21 protein-coding genes are annotated in these 23608 nt (G+C 53.9%); all 21 read left to right on the top strand.

Going from position 1 to position 23608, the window contains the following annotated elements:
- Positions 1-79: 79 nt before the first annotated feature.
- The 21 genes from ACYCZ5_RS01950 (at position 80) to ACYCZ5_RS02050 (ending at position 23600) form a co-directional block, all read left to right on the top strand.
- The gene (locus ACYCZ5_RS01950) at positions 80-2308 is read left to right on the top strand and encodes a class I SAM-dependent DNA methyltransferase (protein ID WP_461543081.1); all 2229 of its coding nucleotides are present in this window, start codon (positions 80-82) and stop codon (positions 2306-2308) included.
- The gene (locus ACYCZ5_RS01955; RefSeq protein ID WP_461543082.1) at positions 2305-3492 is read left to right on the top strand and encodes a restriction endonuclease subunit S; all 1188 of its coding nucleotides are present in this window, start codon (positions 2305-2307) and stop codon (positions 3490-3492) included. The genes ACYCZ5_RS01950 and ACYCZ5_RS01955 overlap by 4 nt, the downstream gene beginning before the upstream one ends.
- The gene (locus ACYCZ5_RS01960) at positions 3489-6719 is read left to right on the top strand and encodes a type I restriction endonuclease subunit R (protein WP_461543083.1); all 3231 of its coding nucleotides are present in this window, start codon (positions 3489-3491) and stop codon (positions 6717-6719) included. Before ACYCZ5_RS01955 ends, ACYCZ5_RS01960 begins: the two co-directional genes overlap by 4 nt.
- 804 nt (positions 6720-7523) lie before the next feature.
- Positions 7524-8612 carry a hydrogenase small subunit gene (locus ACYCZ5_RS01965; protein WP_461543084.1) on the top strand — a complete coding sequence of 363 codons (1089 nt, stop codon included), beginning with the start codon at positions 7524-7526 and terminating at the stop codon, positions 8610-8612.
- A gap of 2 nt (positions 8613-8614) precedes the next feature.
- Positions 8615-10414, top strand: a complete 1800-nt coding sequence (locus tag ACYCZ5_RS01970; protein ID WP_461543085.1) for a nickel-dependent hydrogenase large subunit — start codon at positions 8615-8617, stop codon at positions 10412-10414.
- 20 nt (positions 10415-10434) lie between these two features.
- On the top strand, positions 10435-11142 hold the full coding sequence (gene cybH / locus ACYCZ5_RS01975) for a Ni/Fe-hydrogenase, b-type cytochrome subunit (protein WP_461543086.1): 708 nt from the start codon (positions 10435-10437) through the stop codon (positions 11140-11142).
- 9 nt (positions 11143-11151) lie between these two features.
- Complete coding sequence (locus ACYCZ5_RS01980) at positions 11152-11508, top strand: HigA family addiction module antitoxin (RefSeq protein WP_461543087.1); 357 nt, start codon at positions 11152-11154, stop codon at positions 11506-11508.
- 150 nt (positions 11509-11658) lie between these two features.
- Positions 11659-12270 carry a HyaD/HybD family hydrogenase maturation endopeptidase gene (locus ACYCZ5_RS01985; protein ID WP_461543088.1) on the top strand — a complete coding sequence of 204 codons (612 nt, stop codon included), beginning with the start codon at positions 11659-11661 and terminating at the stop codon, positions 12268-12270.
- A gap of 2 nt (positions 12271-12272) precedes the next feature.
- On the top strand, positions 12273-12581 hold the full coding sequence (gene hypC / locus ACYCZ5_RS01990) for a HypC/HybG/HupF family hydrogenase formation chaperone (RefSeq protein WP_461543089.1): 309 nt from the start codon (positions 12273-12275) through the stop codon (positions 12579-12581).
- Positions 12578-13060, top strand: coding sequence for a hydrogenase (locus ACYCZ5_RS01995; protein ID WP_461543090.1), 483 nt, complete (start codon positions 12578-12580; stop codon positions 13058-13060). Before hypC ends, ACYCZ5_RS01995 begins: the two co-directional genes overlap by 4 nt.
- Before the next feature lie 22 nt (positions 13061-13082).
- Positions 13083-13952 carry a hydrogenase expression/formation protein gene (locus ACYCZ5_RS02000; protein WP_461543091.1) on the top strand — a complete coding sequence of 290 codons (870 nt, stop codon included), beginning with the start codon at positions 13083-13085 and terminating at the stop codon, positions 13950-13952.
- 64 nt (positions 13953-14016) lie between these two features.
- On the top strand, positions 14017-14172 hold the full coding sequence (locus ACYCZ5_RS02005) for a rubredoxin (RefSeq protein WP_461543353.1): 156 nt from the start codon (positions 14017-14019) through the stop codon (positions 14170-14172).
- Positions 14169-14687 (top strand): [NiFe]-hydrogenase assembly chaperone HybE, encoded by a 519-nt coding sequence (hybE, locus tag ACYCZ5_RS02010; RefSeq protein WP_461543092.1) that lies wholly within the window; start codon positions 14169-14171, stop codon positions 14685-14687. Before ACYCZ5_RS02005 ends, hybE begins: the two co-directional genes overlap by 4 nt.
- A 4-nt stretch (positions 14688-14691) precedes the next feature.
- Positions 14692-15771: a nickel-dependent hydrogenase large subunit gene (locus tag ACYCZ5_RS02015; protein WP_461543093.1), complete on the top strand. Its 1080-nt coding sequence runs from the start codon at positions 14692-14694 to the stop codon at positions 15769-15771.
- Complete coding sequence (gene hypA, locus ACYCZ5_RS02020; protein WP_461543094.1) at positions 15764-16105, top strand: hydrogenase maturation nickel metallochaperone HypA; 342 nt, start codon at positions 15764-15766, stop codon at positions 16103-16105. Before ACYCZ5_RS02015 ends, hypA begins: the two co-directional genes overlap by 8 nt.
- A gap of 9 nt (positions 16106-16114) precedes the next feature.
- Positions 16115-17140, top strand: coding sequence for a hydrogenase nickel incorporation protein HypB (gene hypB, locus ACYCZ5_RS02025; RefSeq protein WP_461543095.1), 1026 nt, complete (start codon positions 16115-16117; stop codon positions 17138-17140).
- Between the two features lie 12 nt (positions 17141-17152).
- Complete coding sequence (gene hypF / locus ACYCZ5_RS02030) at positions 17153-19456, top strand: carbamoyltransferase HypF (protein WP_461543096.1); 2304 nt, start codon at positions 17153-17155, stop codon at positions 19454-19456.
- A gap of 1 nt (position 19457) precedes the next feature.
- The gene (locus tag ACYCZ5_RS02035) at positions 19458-19712 is read left to right on the top strand and encodes a HypC/HybG/HupF family hydrogenase formation chaperone (protein WP_461543097.1); all 255 of its coding nucleotides are present in this window, start codon (positions 19458-19460) and stop codon (positions 19710-19712) included.
- Entirely contained in the window at positions 19709-20848 is a 1140-nt protein-coding gene (gene hypD / locus ACYCZ5_RS02040) for a hydrogenase formation protein HypD (RefSeq protein ID WP_461543098.1), read from the top strand. Before ACYCZ5_RS02035 ends, hypD begins: the two co-directional genes overlap by 4 nt.
- The gene (hypE, locus tag ACYCZ5_RS02045; RefSeq protein ID WP_461543099.1) at positions 20845-21897 is read left to right on the top strand and encodes a hydrogenase expression/formation protein HypE; all 1053 of its coding nucleotides are present in this window, start codon (positions 20845-20847) and stop codon (positions 21895-21897) included. The genes hypD and hypE overlap by 4 nt, the downstream gene beginning before the upstream one ends.
- The gene (locus ACYCZ5_RS02050) at positions 21897-23600 is read left to right on the top strand and encodes a hydrogenase maturation protein (protein ID WP_461543100.1); all 1704 of its coding nucleotides are present in this window, start codon (positions 21897-21899) and stop codon (positions 23598-23600) included. The genes hypE and ACYCZ5_RS02050 overlap by 1 nt, the downstream gene beginning before the upstream one ends.
- Positions 23601-23608 lie beyond the last annotated feature (8 nt).

The following is a 23608-nucleotide window of genomic DNA, read 5'->3' on the forward strand; positions in this document are numbered from 1 at the left end:
TAACTACTGGGTCGTTCTTTTCGCATTGAAGACTTGATGCATTATCCCGATTTAGGCATATAGGCGCTGGGGATGACTGATGATAGTCTTCGGCAATGTCTGCCTTGCCTTCAATAGGTATAAGAACTTCGCAGTAGCACTCAAACAGAAAAAACAAAAAATGTCCCAACTCCAGCACATCGAAGCTATCGAAAAACGCCTGTGGAAAGCCGCTGACACTTTGCGCTCCAACTCGGAACTGGCCAGCAACGAATACTTCATGCCCGTGATGGGCCTGATCTTTCTGCGCCACGCCTACAGCCGCTATCTAGGCGTTAAGGATGAGATCGTCAAAACCTTGCCTAGCCGTGGCGGTAAAACCCGCGACTTGACCAAGGAAGATTTTTCCCAGAAGGGCGCGATCTTCCTTAACGCCGCCGCCCAGTTCGACCATCTGGTAACCCTCAGCGATGCCGACGACCGCGCCGAGGCAATCATCACTGCGATGGAGTCGATCGAGAAAGACTATACAGGCCTTACTGGTCAGCTGCCCAAGGAGGAGTATCGCAATATTCCCAATGACGTACTGGGCCAATTGTTGCGCACCCTCAACCCTGATGAACTGAAGAAGGCAGACGGCGACATCTTTGGTCGCATCTATGAATACTTCCTCACTCAATTCGCCGATGTGGGTGCGCATGATGGCGGAGAGTTTTTCACACCTGTCTCTCTGGTACAGTTGATTGTCAACATTATCGAGCCCAGCCACGGCAAGGTGCTCGACCCCGCTTGCGGCTCCGGGGGCATGTTTGTGCAGAGCGCGCACTTTGTAGAACACCAGCACAAGAACCCCGGCACCGAGCTCACTTTCTACGGCCACGAAAAAAACAAAACTACCACCCGTCTGGCCAAGATGAATCTTCGCGTTCACGGTCTGGAAGGCAACATCGCAGGTGGCGTACTGACTTATTACGACGATCCGCACGATGGTTTGTGGAGCAATGTCGATTTCGTCATGGCCAATCCGCCGTTCAACATCGACGAGGTAGACGCCGGCAAGATCAAAACCGACCGCCGGCTGCCCTTCGGCCTACCCGGAGTCAATAAAGGTGGCAAGGTCTCCAACGGCAACTACCTGTGGATTTCCTACTTCTACAGCTACCTGAATGAAAAAGGCCGCGCCGGATTCGTTATGTCCTCCCAGGCCTCAAGCGCCGGGGGCGGCGAGGCGGCGGTGCGCCAGGCATTGGTCGAGACCGGCCACGTGGATGCGATGGTGGACATCCGTTCCAACTTCTTCTACACCCGCACCGTGCCGTGCCAGTTATGGTTCCTCAACAAGGACAAACCCAAGGCACATAAAGACAAGGTGCTGATGCTCGACGCCCGCCAGGTCTACCGCAAGGTTACGCGCAAAATTTACGATTTCAGCCCCGAGCAACTGGCCAACCTCACCAGTATCGTCTGGCTCTACCGTGGTGAACGCGAGCGGTTTATCGAACTGGTGCAAAGCCACATCCAGAATTGCCTAGACCACGCTTGGTATGCCTACGTCATGGATGTGGAGCAAGACGGCGAGACGCTCGAAGTCCGCCCCATGGACGATTGCATCGGGGTGCTGCAAGAGATCGAGCAGGCCATCACCCCGTTCTATGAAAAACAGGGCGACGAGCAGCGGGCACATCTGAAGGAGTTCAGCGCCGTCCTATCTACGCTCAGTGAAGACAGCATTGCCTTCGACAAGGCCATCGACAAGGCTGTTGCCAAGTGGGAAAAGGGGGGCTTCGACAACGCTGAACAGCTCAACAAACTGATCGAGCAAGGCGGCATGGTTGAGCAATCGGCCGAGACCGCTCGCGACCTGATCAAACAACTGGACCTCACCTGCAAGCTTGCCGGCCGCCTGATTGATGCTGCGGAAAAAGAACTCGCCGCTAAAGACGATGAAAGCTGGGACAGCAAACACATCAGCTCCGGCCGCGACAGCCTGAAAAAACAGGCCGAGGCCACCCGCGTCGAGGCAGTGGAACAGCTCAAGCAGCTGCGCTACTTCTATAAACAGGCTCACTGGCTGTTAAGCCGCTTCCCCGATGCCGAGCTGGTGGATGTGGAAGGGCTGGTCAAGTTGGTGGACATCAAGGAAATCAAGGCCAACGACTGGAGCCTCACTCCTGGTCGCTACGTCGGTGTCGCCCCGGAAGAAGAGGATGATGACTTCGACTTCGAAGAGACCCTGCGCGATATCCATGTCGAGCTGCAAGGCCTGAATGAAGAGGCGGTGGCGTTGGCGGAGAAGATTGCCCAGAACTTTCGGGAGTTGGGGGTATGAGTTGGGAAGTGGTTACATTAGATGAGGTTTGCTCTACTCAATATGGATACACTGCTTCAGCAACGGAAGATGCAGTTGGCCCCAAGTTTTTACGAATTACAGATATTGTTCCAGATGCGATCGATTGGCGAAGTGTTCCGTATTGCCAAATTGATGAAAGTAGTTACAAAAAATACAAACTAAATGTAGGTGACATAGTAATTGCAAGAACAGGCAATACGACAGGATATGCAAAACTAATTCGTGAACAAGAAAATGCCGTTTTTGCATCCTACTTAGTCAGGTTAAAGCTAGACTTGGCGAAGTGTGTTCCAGGATTTGTTGGGAGACTAATAGAGTCGAGCCACTACAAACAGTACGTGAATAGCGTTAAGGGTGGTGCCGCGCAAGGGAATGCAAATGCAAGGACTTTGACACTATTTAAGTTTCGGCTGCCACCAACAGATGTGCAGGAAAGAATTGCTGAGATACTTGAATACTACGACGACCTAATCGAAAACAACCGCCGCCGCATTCAGTTGATGGAAGAGTCCGCTCGTTTGCTTTACAAGGAGTGGTTCGTGCAGATGCGCTTCCCAGGTCATGAGCATGTCAAAATTATTGATGGTGTGCCGGAGGGATGGGAAAGGAAGAATCTCGATGAACTGTGTTATCAAGTCAAGGTGAGCATTGATCCATCTGAAGTTGAAGAAGGTACACCTTACATTGGCTTGGAACATATTCCGAGGCGTTCTATTACCCTGTCTGAGTGGGAAACTGCTGAGAAAGTGACTAGCGGGAAATATTCGTATCAGGAAGGCGACATCATTTTTGGGAAAATCAGGCCCTATTTTCACAAAGTTGGTTTTGCGCTTACGAGTGGCATTACCTCTTCCGATGCAATTGTTATCAGACCACATCAGGCTAAGCATTACGCTTATCTTTTGATGTTAATTTCAAGCGATCAATTTGTTGCTTTGGCATCCCAGACAGTGAAAGAGGGTTCGAAGATGCCACGCGCTGATTGGACGTTCTTATCTCAACAATACTTTTTAGTTCCGAGCGGTTCTCTGCTGGAAGTTTTTCAAGAGCAAATTGCAACAATTGTTAAACAGCTAAAGGTTCTATCCTTTCAGAATAAGCAGCTCGCCCAAGCCCGCGACATCCTCCTCCCACGCCTGTTGAATGGAGAGCTGGCTGTATGAACACCATGACGGAAGACGCCCTGGTGCAGCAAACCACTGCGGACTATCTACTCCGCAATTTGCACTGGAATGATTCCGTCTACGCCATGGATGAGACGCTGGGCAAGGAGGGCACGCTCGGGCGCGAGAGCGAGAAGGAGCTTGTGTTGGGCCGCTACCTGGGTGAGGCGTTGATGCGTCTGAACCCCGGCTTGCCTACAGAAGCATATCGCGACGCGATGCGCCAGATCATGGATGTGAATCTGGCTCTGTCACTACTCTCCATTAATCAGGAGAAGGACAAACTCTACAAGAGCGGGGTTCTGGCGAGCTACCGCGACGACAATGGCGAACGCCAGCGCAAGACGCTGCGCATCTTCGATTTCGACAAGCCGGACAACAACCATTTTCTGATCGTGCGCGAGCTGTGGGTGAAGGGCGACATCTACCGCCGCCGTGCCGATCTGGTGGGTTTTGTGAATGGCATCCCGCTGCTGTTCATGGAGGTGAAAAACCTGCACAAGGATGTGAAGGCAGCCTTTGAGCAGAATTTCTGCGACTACAAAGACACCGTGCCCCATCTGTTCCACCACAACGCCTTTGTCATTCTCGGCAACGGCGTGGAGGCCAAGCTCGGTTCGCTCTCGTCCAGATATGAACACTTCAACGACTGGAAACGGCTCGAAGAGGATGAGCCTGGCGTGGTGGATATGGAGACGCTGCTCAAGGGGGTGTGCAGCAAGGCCAATCTGCTCGACTTATTTGAGAACTACACAATCTTCGATGACTCAAGCGGCAGGCTGATCAAAATCGTCGCCCGCAATCACCAGTACCTCGGCGTGAACCGCGCCATCGAGGCGGTGAAAAATCGTGAAAACCTGGAAGGCAAGCTGGGGGTGTTCTGGCATACCCAGGGCTCGGGCAAATCATATTCCATCGCCTTCTTCGCCAAGAAGGTGCATCGCAAGCTGGGCGGTAACTTCACCTTTCTGGTGCTCACCGACCGTGAAGATCTGGATACGCAAATCTACAAGACATTTGCCGGGGTCGGGCTGGTGGATAACGACCGCGATCCTTGCCGCGCAGCCAGCGGCAGACATCTGGATGAGTTGCTGGGCCAGCACAAAGCCTTTGTCTTTTCGCTGATCCAGAAATTCAATGATAAGGATATGACCGGTTCGGAGCGTGACGACATCATCGTTATCACTGACGAGGCCCACCGCACTCAGTACGGCGATCTGTCACTCAACATGCGCAATGCCCTGCCCAATGCCAGCTACATGGGCTTTACCGGCACGCCTTTGCTGAAAGACGACGAGATCACCCGCAAGGTGTTCGGGGAATACGTCTCCACCTATGATTTCCAGCGGGCGGTAGAGGATAAGGCCACCGTGCCTTTGTACTACGATGCCCGTGGCGAGAAACTGCATTTTAGCTATGAGGGTGAAGAGTATTCGGTGGCCGACCCAAAGGGGCTGAATGAGAAGATCGCCGAAAAGATCGAAGAGTTTGATATTCAAGATGTGGATGTGCAGCAGCGGCTGGAACGTGAGCTAAAGCGCGATTACCACATCATCACCTCCACCAGCCGCCTAGAGCAGATCGCTGCCGATTTTGTCGAGCATTATGTGACGGGATGGGAGAGCGGCAAGGCGATGATGGTCTGTATCGACAAGCTCACCTGTGTGCGCATGCATGACCTGATTATGGTGAAGTGGCGCGAGAAGCAACTGCAACTGGACAAGCGCCTGCGCACAGAGCGTGTGGACGAGCAGGAGATGATTTTCCGCGAGCGCCAGGTGCGCTGGATGGATGAGACCAAAATCGCAGTGGTGGTGAGTGAAGAGCAGGGCGAGGTGGCGAGGTTCGAAAGATGGCATCTGGACATCACACCGCACCGCAAGCTGTTGAAGGATGGCTTCAAGGGCGAAGACGGCAAGCGTATCGATCTCGAAGAAGCCTTCAAGAAAGAGGATCACCCCTTCCGTGTCGCCATCGTCTGCGCCATGTGGCTCACCGGCTTTGATGTGCCGACGCTTTCGACCTTGTATCTGGACAAGCCGCTCAAGGCCCACACCCTGATGCAGGCGATCGCACGCGCCAACCGCGTGGCTGAGGGCAAGAACAATGGTCTGATCGTTGACTACTGCGGCATCCTGAAAAACCTGCGCAAGGCACTGGCCGATTTCGCAGGGGCAGGAGACGATGGACGCCTAGGGGGAGATAACCCGCAAGACCCGACACGCCCCAAAGAAGAGCTGCTGGCTGAGTTGGGCGAGGCGATCATGATGGTAAAGACCTTCTTGTCGGATCGCGGCTTTTCAACAAGCACAATTACTGGGGCCGAGGGCTTTGGTCGCAATGCCGCCATCATGCAAGCCAAAGAGGCGATCAATGAAGACGACCAGACCCGCAAGCAGTTCGAGGTGATGGCGCGGGAGGTATTCAAGAAGTTCAAGGCCTGCATCAACATCCGCCCGCAGATCAACGACTTCCGTATCGACCGCGATGTGATCAACATCATCTACAAGGCCTTGCAGAAGGACAGGGAGAGCGCGGACATCAGCCAGATCATGATGGAACTGCACAAGCTGGTGGATAACTCTGTCGAAGTAACGAGATCAGAGGTGGGTGAAAGCAAGGTGTACGACATCAGCCAGATCGACTTTGAGCGCCTGCGCCAGGAGTTCGCCCGCATTGCCAACAAGAAGACCACAGTGGTCAACCTGCGCGATGCCTTGGCAGCACGCTTGGCCCAACTGATGCAGCAAAACCCGCTGCGTACCGATTTCCAGAAGCACTTTGAAGAGATCGTGGACGGCTACAACAGCGAAAAGGATCGAGTCACTATCGAACGTACCTTTGAAGCCCTACTGAAGTTTCACAATGAACTGACAGAGGAAGAATCTCGCGCCATGAGTGAAAATCTCAGCGACGAGACGCTGGTGTTTTTCGATATGCTGAAAAAACCCACGCTATCCAGAAAAGAGATCGACCGCATCAAAAAGGTGGCGGTCGATCTGCTCGATACCCTGAAAAAAGAGAAGCTCAACATCGACAACTGGCGCGAAAAAGAGAGCACCCGCGATGCGGTGCGGCAGCGTATCTATGATTATCTCTACGATGACAGAACAGGCCTTCCGGTAGACAGCTACGAGGAAGATGAGATCAAAGGCATTACAGAACTGCTGTTTAACCACGTTTACCGGGTTTACCCAAAGGTTCCTTCGCCGATATATTTTAATTAGGCCGAAAGGATTCTAGTTTTCTCATCCCTGCTGTGTTGTCGATCTAATATCTATTGTGAGCCATCAAGTTGCTCCTTTAGGAAAGGCCGGCTAATTGCATTCAGAGGTTGGATAGCGAAGATTTCAAAGTCCAGCTCGATTCCGTGTACAGGTTGGAATCGGCCTCTCATATGCAACCTAACTAAACTCCAATTGGTTGAACTTAGCACATGGTGGATACGCCAGCTTCAGACTGACAACGGACGCTCAGGCTTCGCGGCCCACCGACAGCAGCTCGGCCGTAGCTGCCGGTGGCATCTAGATTCGCCAACGGCCTGTATGTAATCAACACCCGCCATAGGCACTGGGGAAATACCTAACGGCTGCTTTCTCGAAACAAGACTGCGTGCCTTTAACCCACTTCCATCCTTAGCGAATTGCTGCAATGTGGCAGTCCAATCACGATTGCGCACTTCAGAAGTGTGAGTCTTCTTCGTATTTATATTCATCAGGATTGACACAAATCATTCCTTCGGTTTTTCAAAACCGCTACTTCCGTTATTGGCAGACTTTACTGACGTGCGCTTTGTGATGGGTGGAAGCAAACTTTCCACTCTCTTCGTATCTATGCCTGTCCGATTGGCAGGACTTCAAAATGCTTACTCGCCGTGGATGTTCGCTAACTCTCTAATTAAATGAATAAACTCTAATTACCTTCGGAGTGGCACAGAACTTGTTCTATCAAGAGCGCAAGGATGATTTTCCGTCAGGGGCGGACGGTTGATTGTGAGAGTGATTGCCTATGCTGATAAAGGGAGAAGAGAAATGTCGATCGAAACATTTTATGAGGTGATGCGGAGGCAGGGTATTTCGCGCCGTAGTTTTTTGAAGTTTTGTAGTTTGACAGCCGCATCTTTGGGGCTGGCACCGTCGTTTGCGCCCAAGATCGCGCATGCGATGGAAACCAAGCCGCGTACGCCAGTCATTTGGTTACATGGTCTGGAATGTACCTGTTGTTCAGAATCCTTCATTCGTTCGGCGCATCCATTAGCAAAAGATGTGGTGCTGTCGATGCTCTCGTTAGATTACGACGATACCTTGATGGTTGCAGCGGGTCATCAAGCTGAGGAGATCCTTGCCGAGATCAGAAAGAAATACAAAGGCAACTTCATCTTGGCGGTGGAAGGCAATCCACCTTTGAATGAAGATGGGATGTTCTGTATCCATGGTGGACGTCCTTTTGTTGAAGTGCTGAAAGAAACTGCTGCTGATGCTAAAGCAATCATCTCGTGGGGTGCCTGTGCTTCTTGGGGGTGTGTGCAAGCGGCCAAGCCGAATCCGACTCGTGCCACACCAGTACATAAAGTTATTACTGATAAACCCATCATCAAAGTACCAGGATGTCCACCTATCGCTGAAGTGATGACGGCAGTGGTCACCTACATGTTGACCTTTGATCGCATCCCCGAGTTGGATCGCCAAGGTCGTCCGAAGATGTTCTACGGGCAGCGTATCCACGATAAATGTTATCGCCGTCCACACTTTGATGCGGGCCAGTTCGTCGAAGAGTGGGATGACGAAGCCGCACGCAAAGGATATTGCCTCTACAAGATGGGTTGTAAAGGGCCGACCACCTACAACGCTTGTTCTACGGTGCGTTGGAATGGAGGCGTTTCTTTCCCGATTCAGTCTGGTCATGGATGTATTGGATGTTCAGAGGATGGGTTCTGGGATAAGGGTGGATTCTATGATCGCGTCACAGACATCAAGCAGTTTGGCGTGGAGTCCAATGCCGATACGATCGGCGCAACGGTGGCAGGCGTGGCTGGAGCAGCAGTTGTTGCCCATGCCGCAGTAAGTGCCTTGAGTCGTGCGCGTAGCGGTTCGAATGATCAGAACAATGGAGGCAAGTAATCATGTCAGTTTATGAAACTCAGGGCTTTAAGCTCGACAACAGTGGCAAGCGCGTCGTCGTCGATCCGGTATGTCGTATCGAAGGTCACCTACGTGTCGAAGTGAACTTGGACAGCAACAATGTGATTCGCAACGCTGTATCCACTGGCACCATGTGGCGCGGTCTGGAAGTGATCTTAAAAGGCCGTGATCCACGTGATGCATGGGCATTCACCGAGCGTATCTGCGGTGTGTGTACCGGTACTCATGCATTGACATCAGTGCGTGCCGTCGAGGATGCATTGGCGATTCAGATTCCAGAGAACGCCAACACCATTCGCAACATCATGCAGTTGAATCTGCAAATCCACGATCACTTGGTGCACTTCTATCACCTGCACGCTTTGGACTGGGTGGATGTGGTTTCTGCACTCAAAGCTGATCCTAAGCGGACTTCAGAGTTGGCGCAGAGCATCTCGTCTTGGCCGCTGTCCTCGCCCGGTTATTTCCGCGACGTGCAGAATCGTCTGAAGAAATTCGTCGAATCGGGTCAGTTGGGTCCGTTCAGCAATGGTTACTGGGGGAGTCCCGCCTACAAGTTGCCTCCAGAGGCGAACTTAATGGCGGTCACACACTACCTCGAAGCGTTGGATTTTCAGAAGGAGATCGTCAAGATTGTCACCATCTTTGGTGGCAAGAACCCGCACCCGAACTGGTTGGTGGGCGGCGTTCCCTGTGCGATCAATATCAACGACACCGGTGCTGTGGGCGCAATCAATATGGAGCGCCTGAATCAGGTGAAGAGCATCATCGATCGCACCAAGGAGTTCATTGATCAGGTATACATCCCAGATATATTGGCGATTGGATCCTTTTACAAAGGATGGACATACGGCGGCGGATTGTCGTCCAAAAACTTCATGTCTTACGGCGATATCCCGCAACGTGCCAACGATTATACGAAGTCGAATTTATTGTTGCCGTCTGGCGTAGTCATCAATGGCGATTTAAGCAAAGTGCAAGAAGTCGATCTGCGCAATCCCGATGAGGTCCAAGAGTTTGTTTCTCATTCTTGGTACAAGTATGCGGACGAGAGCAAAGGGCTACACCCTTGGGATGGTGTCACTGAGCCGGATTATTCGCCTGAAGGACCGAACTTCAAGGGGACGCGCACTAAGATCGAGAACCTTGATGAGAGCTCCAAATATTCTTGGATCAAGGCGCCGCGCTGGAAAGGCCACGCGATGGAAGTTGGGCCGTTGTCTCGCATGGTGTTGGGTTACATCCAGCCTAAGCAGTATCCAATCATCAAGGATACTGTCGATAGTGCCTTACGCAAACTCGATCTGCCCGTGACTGCCTTGTTCTCTACCTTGGGGCGTACGGCCGCACGGGGTCTCGAGGCTGGATACTGTGCCGATTTGCAAGTACAGCAATTCGATAAGTTGATGGCGAACCTGAAGGCGGGCGATACCTCTACCGCCAATGTCGAAAAGTGGGATCCGTCCACTTGGCCCAAAGAGGCCAAGGGCGTGGGCTTCACCGAAGCGCCTCGGGGCGCTTTGGGGCACTGGCTCAAGATCAAGGACACCAAGATCGACAACTACCAGTGTGTCGTACCAACCACTTGGAACGGCAGTCCTCGCGATGCTAAAGGGCAGATCGGTGCATTCGAAGCTTCATTGATGAATACACCAGTGGCAAAGGCCGACCAACCTTTGGAAATCTTGCGCACGATCCATAGTTTCGACCCCTGTCTAGCATGCTCGACGCATGTGATGTCACCAGACGGGCAAGAGCTGAGCAAGGTCACTGTCCGCTAACGTGAAAATAGGAGGCTGTCATGACTGTCAAAACACAAGACGATGAGTATTCGGCGCTAACCGCTGCCGGAAATACGGTATACGTCTATGAAGCACCTGTGCGACTGTGGCATTGGTTGAATGCGTTGAGTATCGTCATATTGGCGGTAACGGGATATTTCATTGCGAGCCCGCCGCCAAGTGTCGCGGGTGAGGCAAGCGAGAATTTCCTGATGGGATACATTCGCTTCGTTCACTTTGCGACGGCTTATGTCTTTACCATCGCATTCTTGGTGAGAATCTACTGGGCATTCGTGGGGAACCACCATGCACGGCAGATGTTCAAGCTACCCGTTACAGATCCCGCATGGTGGAGTGGGATATGGCAGGAGTTGCGCTGGTACCTGTTCATCGTCAAATTGCCTAGAAAATATATTGGCCATAACCCGCTGGCGCACTTGATGATGTTTTTCTCGATCACCTTGGGGGCGATCTTTATGATTGCAACTGGATTCGCGCTTTATGGCGAAGGTGCGCAAGAAGGGCATTGGTCGCACATGATATTCACTAGCTGGGTGATACCACTGTTTGGTCAGAGTCAGGATGTTCACACTTGGCATCACATGATCGCTTGGACCTTCGTGTGGTTCGTGATGATTCATGTCTATGCGGCGATACGTGAAGACATCATGTCGCGTCAAAGCATGATTAGCGCGATGATTAGCGGCGAACGTACCTTTCGTGAGTAGCAGTTGAGCTTGTTTGCGACACTCCCCTCTGAAGTGATTCAGATGTCGCAGCGAGTTCAATTGAACGCGGGCAGATGCCCGCGTTTTTTTTGGTCCGCGCATCGTGTACCCATTCATCCGGGGCGATTCTTGGATACGCGATATCTTCAGCCGGGCAATATCTCGCAAGAAGCGTTGGCGTTGGGTATCTCACGACGCCGCATCAATGAATTGGTGCGCGCTAAGCGCGCTGTCACCCCCGATACTGCAGTTCGCCTTGCACTGCATTTTGGTTCGGATGTGGCGTTCTGGCTGGAGATGCAATTTGCTTGGGACTTGTATCAGGCTAGGCAGCTGTACTTCAAAAAGGCAAGAAACCTTCCGTAATCGACATTTACTGGCAACCAGATTGCCGGTCGTTGTTGTGCGCAGTGTCTCGATAATTTTCAACCAATTGATTAATAGAGGATATGCGTCTTTATGCCTGTGGCACGAGACATGCTGTGTTACGGGTGTAGTTACACATGGGGGTGTGAATTGAAAAATACGAAATTGTTAGTACTGGGCATCGGAAATATCTTGTGGGCCGACGAGGGCTTCGGTGTTCGATGTGTCGAGGCGCTGAATGCGGCTTACCAATTCGGTGACGATGTGACCGTGTTGGATGGAGGGACGCAGGGGCTTTATCTACTGCCATTTTTGGAAGATGCGCGCTATCTGATCGTCTTTGATGCGGTCGACTACAGCAAACAACCTGGCGAGATGGTCATTGCGCGAGACGATGAAGTGCCCCGATTCATGGGGGTGAAAAAGATGAGTTTGCATCAGACGGGGTTTCAGGAAGTCATCTCGTGTGCGTCATTGGCAGGCCGCTTGCCAGAATCCATGATGCTCATCGGGGTGCAACCTGAGCAACTGGAAGATTTTGGAGGCAGTCTGCGCGATATCGTCAAAGCGCAGATACCGCGTGCGCTTGAAGTCGCGTTGGAGCAGGCCAAGCAATGGGGGGTAACGTATACGCCACGCACGACTAGCTTGGTCGAAGCGCATCGGCAAGTCCTGCAAATGGATAACTACGAAGCAGGCCGTCCGTCGGCTGAATTGGCATGCCGCATCGGCGATGATCGCTTCATGAGAGAGCAAGCCTGATTATGTGTTTAGGCATACCGATGCGGGTGATTGAGGCGCATGAGAATTCAGCCCTGTGCGAAGGGCGTAATGGTCAGCAGTTAATCGACACCATGTTGCTTGGGCCGGTTGAAGATGGGCAATGGTTGCTGACTTTTCTGGGGGCGGGACGCGAGGTGATCGATGCCGAAAGGGCGGCATTGGTGGATGCAGCGCTTGATGGATTGCAGGTGGTAGCGGATGGGGGGGAGATCAACCTTGATCTCTTTTTTGCGGATCTGGTGAATCGGGAGCCGACTCTGCCGGAATTTTTAAGGAAGGATAAGGGATGAGTGAGACGATTGAATTCTCCGCGATACGTGCGGAAGAGATGAAAGAAAGCTTTAATAAGTTGCTAGATCGCTTGCGCGCGGAAAGCAATATCACCTTGCTCGACGAGGGAGGCTTGGAGTCCTTTGTCATGGCCGGCGGTGATGGCATGGTGCTGTTTACGCAAGAGCCGGATCAGCAACCTGAGACGTGGGATGTGGCGGTCATCTTGCCTGAGGTGCTCAAGTTAACCGGCGACCGTTTGCGTGCAGCGATTATTGCTCCCGATTTGGCGCGTAAAGAGAAAGCGCGTTATGGCATCACGCGCTGGCCGTCACTGGTCTTTGTGCGCGATGGGGGGTATGTTGGCGTGATAGATGGCATGCGCAACTGGGATGAATACACGCACGAGATCGCGGAGATGTTGAAAAAGCCTATTGGGCGAGCACCTTCAATCGGTATTCCCGTGGTATCCACTGCCGAGCCATCCGCTTGTCATTAATCCAAATCAGGAGCGCTATATAATGAAAGACTTTCCAATCCCCGTCGTCGCCTACGGTCCCGGCTCGCAGCCTGAAGACGAAGAGCTGCAATTTATGGAACTCCCCAGTTCCATGACGATGTTCGAGTTGCCGAGCCTGAATGTGGAAGCCGACCCCGTGGTGGTGGCTGCGGCTTGTAAGATCGTGGAGACTTTGCGCGATGCGATGCAAGCGACCCCGCTGAGTTCTACACAGATACCCATGATCGAATTCAGCGACAAATCCCCTGATGTCGTGCGTTTGCTTAACCAGACGATGGGCGAAGGCGAAGTGAGTATCGCAGTGCGAGGCTCGGGGCAATTCCGTATACAAGAAACGGTATTTGCCAGCGTGTGGCGCGTGAATGAGTACGCTGCTGACGCTCGTCTCATCGGCGACACGCTCATGGCCTGTGCGATCCCTCCTATGGTGACGCGTTGGGCGAAAGAAGATGTCGTATCCGATTGTCCGCTACCAGAAAAGTCACCCGGCATCATGAATGCACTATCGGTGTTGTCCGAAATCGTGGATAAATCCAAAGCATATAAAGTGGGTGATGAGACGCATGTGGTCAACCTTACCTTGTTGCCGATGTCGCCTGAAGATATGGATTGCGTCACCTCGATACTGGCGGTGGGCGCGGTGACCATCCTTTCGCGCGGGTATGGCAATTGCCGCATCTCAAGTACGAAGTTGGCGAACGTGTGGTGGGTGCAATATTTCAACAGTATGGATACCTTGATCCTGAACACCATTGAGGTCGGTGATGTGCCGGAAGTGGCGCAAGCCTCTCAGGAAGATTACGAGGACAGCATCGAGCGTTTGGGTGAATGGTTGATGGTCATGCAAGAACCCGAAAAGATGGAATCTTGATATGAGCCTATTCGAAGGATCATTCATGGGGGACGCCAGTAAGCTATCCGATGATGACGTGCGGATGGAATGCGGTATATGTTGGGAAGTGTACGACCCGGCAATCGGGGATCAAGTGTGGCAAATCGATCCGGGGACGCCCTTCTCAAAATTGCCGGATCACTGGACTTGCCCGAACTGCGATGCAGCTAAACACAAGTTCATGGTGTACAAAGAATGATCTCCGCAGCCGACAAGCTGCAAGCGGTGTTTAGCCATATCGCGGATACGCGCATGGCAGGGCTACCCATTTGTAATCCTGAGTTGCGAGTTCAAGTGGTAGGGTGTCGTGAGTGGCAGGGATATTGGCTGAGCGTATTGATCACCCCTTGGATGATCAACTTGATCCTCATGGCGGGAGAAGAAGCACAGCTTGCGACGCTGTCGCTTGATCAGAAAGTGACATGGGAATTCCCTTCGGGCAGATATGAATTCATGGGGTTGAACGAGCCGGAACTAGGCGCATGCCACATCTGTTCCTTGATTTCGCCAGTCATGCACATCGAAAGCCACGCAGACGCAGTCAGCATCGCCGAGGCGGCGATGCTGGAGTTGTTTGTGGCGGAGAGATCGGATGCGCAACGAGATGCCGATAACAAGGCGATGTTCGAAGCTGCGCGCATGCAGGGGGAGCCTATCAAAGACAAGCAGTTATCTCGCCGCGATTTTTTACGCGGATCATTCTTGGGGACGTGACTTGTTGGATACAGGCAAGTTGTCGCTTGGTGTGGCGTGGGATGGTGGTGCAGTGCGCTCAACTGAGATACGCTCCACGCGAAGATTAGCGGCACAATTGTTTGTGGGGAAGAATCAAGCCCAAGTGGTACAGCTTGCTTCATTATTGTTCGGCGTGTGCGGTCAGGCGCAAACCGCAGCAGCTAAGGGGGCTTTGCAGGCGGCAAGAGGGGATGCATCACCCCTCGATGCGGCGATTCACGAAGCGGTCACCTGCGAGGCCATGCAAGAACATCTTTGGAGATTGATGCTCGATTGGCCAAAGTGCTTAAGTTTGCCGCAGGCGGAACAAACGTTTGTCATGCGTCATGCTTTGTTACGCAAGATCGCAAATGGTGAAAGTGAAATGAGCGACTTTCGTCATATTTTGGAGCGTGAGGAATTGGGGCTCACCATTGAATCTTGGAGTCAGATCGAGCGCTATGCTGTGTTGCAGGAATGGTGGAGCAAGACCGATAGTTCATTGGCGCGTGTATTGAGAACGCTGGCGGCGCAGTCAGATGTAAAGCAAGACTCGATTCCGGCAAGGCTAGTGCCAGCGTGGACGGGCGAAGAGGTAATAGGTGCATGTGCAGGAAGATGGAGCAATGAATTTGCGCTACGCCCAGACTACCGAGGCGTGGCGATGGAAACAGGGGCGTGGTCCTATTATGCGGATAGCCCGCTATTGGCCGATGTGTGGGCGCAAACCCGATCCAAGCCATTGATGAGGCTGCTCGCACGGGTGATGGATCTGGTTGCAATGGCCCGCGAGGTCGACCAGCCAAGGTTGGATAGTGCAAGTGATGAAGCGGGTGTGGGTGTATCAGTCGTACGCACCGCGAGAGGATTGTTGATGCATCATGTACGCTTGGCTGAAGCACGCGTGGCGGAATACGTGATCGTGGCGCCGACTGAATGGAATTTTCATGCAGAGGGTGCTTTCACTCAGGGTTTGAAGGGGTTGCTTGAGCAGGACAAAACGCGGTTGTTGCAATTGGCGCATATCGAGGTTCTCTCACTTGATCCTTGTGTGGCCTACGAGGTGGAGATACACGATGCATGAGATGTCATTGGCGGAAGGCGTGCTGCAACTGATTGAGGATTCGTCAAAGAAAGAGCATTTCAGTCACGTCAAAACAGTGTGGCTGGAGATCGGGGAGTTGGCAGGTGTTGAAGTCGAGGCAATGAGATTCTGTTTCGATGCGGTGGTGAGAGATAGCATCGCGCATGATGCGAAGTTGGTGGTCATCGAAACGCCGGGGCAAGCTTGGTGTCTGCATTGTGCCGAGGTGGTGCATGTAAATGCATTGTTCGATGCGTGCCCTAAGTGTGGCAGTCATCAAGTCCAAGTGACGGGTGGCAATGAGATGCGAGTCAAAGAACTCGACGTTGAATAGGAGGAAGCGATGTGTAACGTATGCGGTTGCGGAACAGGTGAAACGACCATTGGCGGAAAAGCGGTGGTTAACGACGAACATGGCCATGAGCACGGTGCACATTTTCATGTGCATGCCGACGGTACCTCTCACGATCACGACCATACTCATGACCATGAGCACAGCCACTCGCATGAGTCGACGCAAGGTGAGCACAGGCACTACCACCTACATGAAGCGGGTTCTGCGCATGAGCATTTCCATACGCACCATGACCATACTCATGACCATCAACATGCTTATGGTCACACCCATGAAGCGACCGTTCATTACGGACTGGGTCCCGCCGGTGCCCATGCACCCGGTATGAGTCAGTCGCGCATGGTGAAGATCGAGCAGGACATCCTGTCCAAGAACGATGGGTATGCGAATGAGAATCGCGGCTATCTGGCCGAGCATGGCATCTTCGCGCTCAACCTCGTATCCAGTCCAGGTTCGGGTAAGACCACCCTGCTGGTGAAGAGCATCAGTGCCTTGAATGGGAGTGTTCCCCTCGCTGTTATCGAAGGCGACCAACAGACCGATAACGATGCCGCCCGCATTCGTGCCACCGGCGCGCCCGCATTGCAGATCAATACGGGCAAGGGTTGCCATCTGGATGCGTTCATGGTGGGCAAGGCGATGCAGCAACTCGGCTTGCAGGACGATAGTTTGTTGTTGATCGAGAACGTCGGCAATCTAGTGTGCCCAGCCAGCTTCGATCTGGGCGAAGCACATAAGGTCGCCATCCTTTCGGTGACCGAAGGGGAAGATAAACCGCTCAAATATCCCGATATGTTCCGCGCGTCCGATCTGATGCTGCTGAATAAATGTGATCTTCTACCGTATCTCACATTCGATGCGGATCTGGCCATCGCCAACGCGCGTCGAGTGAATCCTGATATCAAGGTGATCCGCATCTCAGCCACCAGCAGTGAAGGTATGGATGAATGGCTGGACTGGATCAAGGCCGGTTGCAGCAAGGCGATAGATAGAAAATCAATCGACAGCTACTAGGATGGACTGAGCATGATCCACGCACAGATCAGAGTGTCAGGCCAAGTCCAAGGGGTGGGTTTCCGTCCCTTTGTGTACAAGCTGGCGCATGAACTCGGGTTGGCGGGCTGGGTGCGTAACGATAGCGAAGGCGTAGAGATATCTGTTGAAGGAGAGCATCTCCAAGTGATGCGTCTGCTCGAGCGTTTGCAAAGCGATCAACCTGCCTTGGCGCGCGTCGAAAACATCACTCACGATTTTGCACAATCGACCTCTGGCATGGCGGGGTTCAACATCACCGCGAGCCAATCCGGCAAGGTGCAGACAGGTGTCACTCCCGACATGGGAATCTGCGCGGACTGCCTGTCGGAGTTGTTCGATCCGGCTGACCGTCGTTATCGCCATCCCTTCATCAACTGCATCCACTGCGGTCCTCGCTACACATTGATTGCGCATCTTCCTTATGACCGTGCGCACACCAGCATGGCGAAATTTGTGCAATGTCCTCAATGCCAAGCTGAATACGATACGCCGACTACACGCCGCTTCCATGCGCAACCGAATGCTTGCCCCGAGTGCGGGCCGCAGTTGTCTTTGTTTGATGCGCAGTGGAATAGGATCGACAGTGACGATCCTATCGCTCATGTTGCCGACCATATTCGTGCCGGGAAAGTGATTGCGCTCAAAGGAGTCGGTGGTTTCCATTTAGTTTGCGATGCGCGCAACGCTGAGGCTGTGGCCAGATTACGCAATGGAAAACAGCGTGAAGAAAAGCCGCTTGCGGTGATGGTGTTGAATCGCTCCTCCGCTACACACTACGCGGCATTCACAGCGCACGAAGGCGCGCTGATGGAGATCAGCGAGCGTCCTATCGTGCTGCTGCGTCAAACGGAAACGTGCGAGTCGGAGTTGCAGGGAATCGCGCCGGGACTCTCAAGCATCGGCGTGATGTTGCCCTACACACCGCTGCATTATCTGCTGTTCCATGAGTTGCTCGGTCGACCAACAGGCACAGATTGGTTGCAACAAGAAGCGCCGTTGGCATTGGTGATGACCAGCGCCAATCCAAGTGGTGAACCGCTGGTGAAAGATGAAGCAGAAGCGCGCGAATCGCTCGCGGAATTGGCGGATGCCTTTCTTACGCATGATCGGGAGATATTGCATCGTTGTGACGATAGCGTCATGAAGTGGCAAAACAACACGCCCACCTTTATCCGCCGTGCCCGTGGTTATACTCCGCGTCGTATCGTGCTGCCGTTCACAGGCCCCTCGGTGCTGGCGTGTGGAGCCTGGCTGAAGAACACCGTTTGCCTGACCCGTGGCAATGAGGCTTTTGTGTCGCAACATATCGGTGACCTCGGCCACCCCGCCACGCGCGCCATGTTGGACGAGACCGTGAATTACCTGAGCGACATCCTCGATGTTCACCCACAGGCAGTGGCGCACGACCTGCATCCCGATTTATATAGCACCCAGTTTGCCCAAGATTACGCGGCACAAAATGATCTGCCTCTGATCGGCGTACAGCATCACCATGCCCATATCGCTGCAGTCTGTGCCGAGCATCGCGTGCGAGTTCCAGTGTTGGGATTGGCGCTGGATGGAGTGGGTTTGGGTACAGATGGTAGTGCATGGGGCGGCGAGTTGTTGCGTGTCGAAGAGGGTCAGTGCGAACGCTTGGGACATCTAGCGCCATTGAGCCTCCCCGGTGGTGACCGTGCTGCACGTGAACCCTGGCGCATGGCAGCAAGCGTGCTGTTCGATCTACAACGGGGAGATGAGATCACTCATCGATTTACTTCGCAGGCAGGTGCGCAGACGATACAGGGTATGTTGGAGCGCAAGCTGAATTGCCCACCGACCAGCAGCATGGGGCGCTACTTCGATGCGGTAGCAGGTTTGCTTGGTGTGAGTGAGATGCAGAGGTATGAAGGTCAGGCAGCGATGGAGCTAGAAGCCTTAGCGCAACGGCATGGCCGAGTTGCCGCTGTGCCAGATGGTTACATCCTCAGCCAAGACGGCGTGCTGAGCTTCCTTCCACTATTCGCATTGCTGGCTGATAGCGAAGACGCAATGCGTGGCGCGGCGTTGTTCCATGCCACGCTGGTTGCAGGACTGAGCGCATGGGTGCAACGCGCCACTCAGTTGACGGGCATCCGCACTGTCGCTTTGGCTGGAGGCTGCTTCCTCAATGACATATTGACGTGTGGATTGACCGACAGTCTTGCATCGCACGGCATTCGCGTACTGACTGCGCAACAGTTGCCGCCAAACGATGGTGCGATCTCCCTAGGTCAGGCGAGTGTCGCGCTGCAACGAATCATAAAAGGAGTTTGATATGTGTCTAGCCATTCCCGCTCGCATCGAAGAGCTGACGACTCCCGGCAACGCCATCGTCAATCTTGGCGGTGTGCGCAAAGAAATCTCACTGGCGCTGGTGGATGATGCCGCTATTGGAGAATACGTCATCGTGCATGTCGGCTACGCATTACAGAAGGTGGACGAGCAAGAAGCCATACGCACGCTGGAGATGTTCGCCGAGATGGGGCAGTTGGATGAACTGCATGCAGAATTGAATGGGACAGTATCATGAAATACATCGACGAATTCCGCGATGGCGAACTGGCCAAGAACATCGTCGCCAACATTCGGCGTGAAGCGGCCACCGACAAGAACTATAGCTTCATGGAATTTTGCGGCGGCCATACTCACGCCATCTCCCGTTACGGTATCGCCGATCTGCTTCCCGCCAATGTGCGCATGATTCACGGCCCAGGTTGCCCGGTGTGTGTGCTGCCCATCGGTCGCGTCGATCAGGCAATACGCCTCGCACTGGAGTTGAATGTCATCGTTTGCACCTATGCCGACACGATGCGTGTGCCCGCTTCCGACAATCTTTCACTGATGCGCGCCAAGGCACGCGGCGGCGATGTGCGCATGATCTATTCGCCGCAAGACGCATTGAAGATCGCGCGCGACAATCCTCTGCGCGAAGTGGTGTTCTTCGCCATTGGCTTCGAGACCACTACGCCGCCCACCGCATTGATCATCAAGCAAGCCAAGGACGAGGGCGTCACCAATTTCAGCGTGCTGTGTAATCACGTGCTAACACCCGCAGCGATCACGCACATTCTGCAATCGCCTGAAGTGCGTCAGTACGGCACCGTGCCGCTTGATGGATTCATTGGTCCGGCACATGTGAGTGTGGTGATTGGCAGTCAGCCGTACGAGCATTTTTCGAGCGAGTATCGCAAGCCGGTAGTGATTGCTGGATTCGAGCCCTTGGATGTATTGCAGGCAATTCTCATGCTGATTCGCCAGATCAATGATGGACGTGCAGAAGTGGAAAATGAATTCACCCGCGCCGTCACGCGCGAGGGCAATCTAAAGGCACAAGCCATGGTGTCGGAAGTGTTGGAATTGCGGCGCAGCTTCGAGTGGCGCGGTCTGGGTGAAGTGCCCTATTCAGCGTTAAAGATTCGCTCTGCTTACGCCCTTTATGATGCCGAAACGCGCTACGGTATCGGCTACAAGCCGGTGGCCGACAACAAGGCCTGCGAATGTGGGGCAATCTTGCGCGGTGTGAAGAAACCGCAGGACTGTAAAGTGTTCGGCACGGTGTGCACGCCGGAGAATCCCTTGGGGTCGTGCATGGTGTCGTCGGAAGGTGCGTGTGCTGCACACTACAGTTATGGACGATTCAAGGACATCGAGGTGGTCTCGGTATGAATGGAGAAGTGAAAAAAGGTTACGTGCGCGGTCTGGACATCAAGAATGGCCGTGTGGATATGAGTCACGGTTCCGGTGGACGGGCGATGGCGCAGTTGATCGAAGAGTTGTTTGCGAGCGCCTTCGATAATGAGTATTTGCGCCAAGGTAATGACGGCGCATTGTTGCCGGCGGCAGGTGGACGTCTGGTGATGGCGACCGATGCGCATGTGGTGTCGCCCCTGTTCTTTCCTGGTGGCGATATCGGCTGTTTGTCGGTACACGGCACGATCAACGATGTGGCAGTGATGGGAGCGAAGCCGCTTTACCTCGCCGCATCCTTCATTCTGGAAGAAGGATTTCCGTTGGTCGATCTACAGCGCATCGTACAGTCGATGGCGGCGGCAGCGCGCGATGCAGGCGTGCCGGTGGTGACAGGCGACACAAAAGTCGTCGAGCAGGGCAAAGCCGACGGCGTGTTCATCACCACCACCGGTGTGGGCGTGGTGATGGATGGCGTGGATTTGACCGGTGCCAATGTGCGTCCCGGCGATGTCATTCTGATTTCCGGCAGCATGGGTGATCACGGCATGGCGATCATGAGCCGCCGCGAGAATCTGGACTTTGATGTGCCCATCGAATCGGATACTGCTGCCTTGCACCATCTGATCGCGGCCATGCTGGAATCGGGTGCGGACATCCGCTGCCTGCGTGATCCAACGCGCGGCGGACTGGCCACGACCTTGAACGAGATCGCCAAACAATCCAGGGTCGGATTGACCATCAACGAGGAGGCCATCCCAGTGAAGCCGGTGGTGGCTGCCGCGTGTGAATTCCTCGGCCTCGATCCTTTGTATGTCGCCAACGAAGGCAAGCTCATCGCTATATGCGCCGCATCCGATGCCGAGCGTCTGCTGGCCGTCATGCGCGCACATCCGCTGGCGGGGGATGCGGCCATCATCGGTGCGGCGCATGTCGACCCTCATCATTTCGTGCAGATGAAGACTTCTTTTGGCGGTCGCCGCAATGTGGACTGGCTGGCTGGCGAACAACTGCCCCGAATCTGCTGATGCGCATCCTGCTCCTGACCCACTCATTCAACAGTCTCTCCCAGCGTCTGTGGCTGGAATTGAAGGCGTGCGGTCATGCTGTCAGCGTAGAACTCGACATCGCCGATTCGGTCGCGGAAGAAGCGGTTGCGTTGTGGCAGCCGGATGTGATCGTTGCGCCGTTTCTGAAGCGCGCCATCCCCGAGTCGATCTGGTCGCGTCTTGTATGCCTGATCGTGCATCCCGGCATCGTGGGGGATCGCGGTCCGTCTTCACTCGACTGGGCGATACAGGAGGGCGTAAGTGAGTGGGGTGTGACGGTGTTACAGGCCAATGCAGTGATGGATGGCGGTGACATTTGGGCTACGCATACTTTCCCGCTACGAACGGCAAAAAAATCCAGCATCTATCGCAGCGAAGTGGCCGATGCTGCGGTACGCGCTGTGTTGGAAGCACTGGCGCATTATCCTGATTATCTGCACGGTGACTGGAAGCCCACTCCGCCGAACGATTTCAAAACAGCTGTGCGCGGCAGCGAACGCCCCTCCATCCAACAGGCACAGCGCGCCATCGATTGGCAGTATGACGATACGGCCACCGTGCTGCGCAAACTCAACGCGGCCGATGGTTGCCCGGGCCTGAAGGACAGGTTGTTTGGTCAGCCCTGCCATCTGTTCGATGCCCACGCTGCGATGGAATATCGCGGTGCGGCGGGTGAGGTAATCGCTCGTAGTGGCGATGCCGTGCTACGCGCCACCACCGACGGTGCGGTCTGGATCGGCCATGTGCGCCGCCTCGAGCACGATTCCGGATTCAAACTGCCTGCGGTCGTCGCCTTTGCTGCTGAAGCTGCAGCCTTGACGGAATTGTCGTTTGCCGCAGACGAGATACGCTACGAAGAACACGGCAGTGTTGGTTTCCTACACTTTGATTTCTACAACGGTGCGATGTCCACGGAGCAATGCCAGCGGCTGCGGCAGGCCTATCGGGATGCATGCAAGCGGTCGACGCGAGTGCTGGTGTTGATGGGGGGCGTAGATTTCTGGTCTAACGGTATCCACCTCAATCGCATCGAAGCAGCAGCGAGTCCCGCTGACGAATCCATGCGCAACATTGAGGCGATGGACGATCTGGCGCTGGAGATTTTGCGCACGACCGATAAGCTGACTGTGGCAGTGATGCAGGGCAATGCGGGTGCGGGGGGTTGCTTTTTGGCACTGGCAGCCGATCAGGTGTGGGCGCGGCGGGCGGTGGTGCTCAATCCGCACTACAAGAACATGGGCAATCTGTATGGTTCCGAATACTGGACTTACCTGTTGCCCGCCCGTGTCGGTAAGGAGCGGGCGCAGGCGATCATGCAGAATAGGCTACCGATCTCGGCGGTTGATGCGGCCCGAGAAGGGCTGATCGACGCCTGTTTCTACGATGCACGGGACGCTTTTCTCACACGGGTAAGACGCATGGCGCTTGAGTTGTCGATCTCGCCAAACTACACGCAGCAGCTTGCCGACAAATGCGCACGCCGTGCCTGCGACGAGGCGAAGAAACCGCTGGCTGAGTATCGGGCAGCAGAACTTAATGAGATGCGACGCAACTTTTATGGCTTTGATCCTAGTTATCATTACGCACGCCATCATTTCGTGTACAAGATTTCGCATGCTTTCACGCCACGCCATCTGGCAGTGCATCGTGAATTGCCCTTGTCCGTTAAAGAGTTCGCCTGATGGGACAA

The organism is Sideroxydans sp. (genome assembly GCF_054604835.1).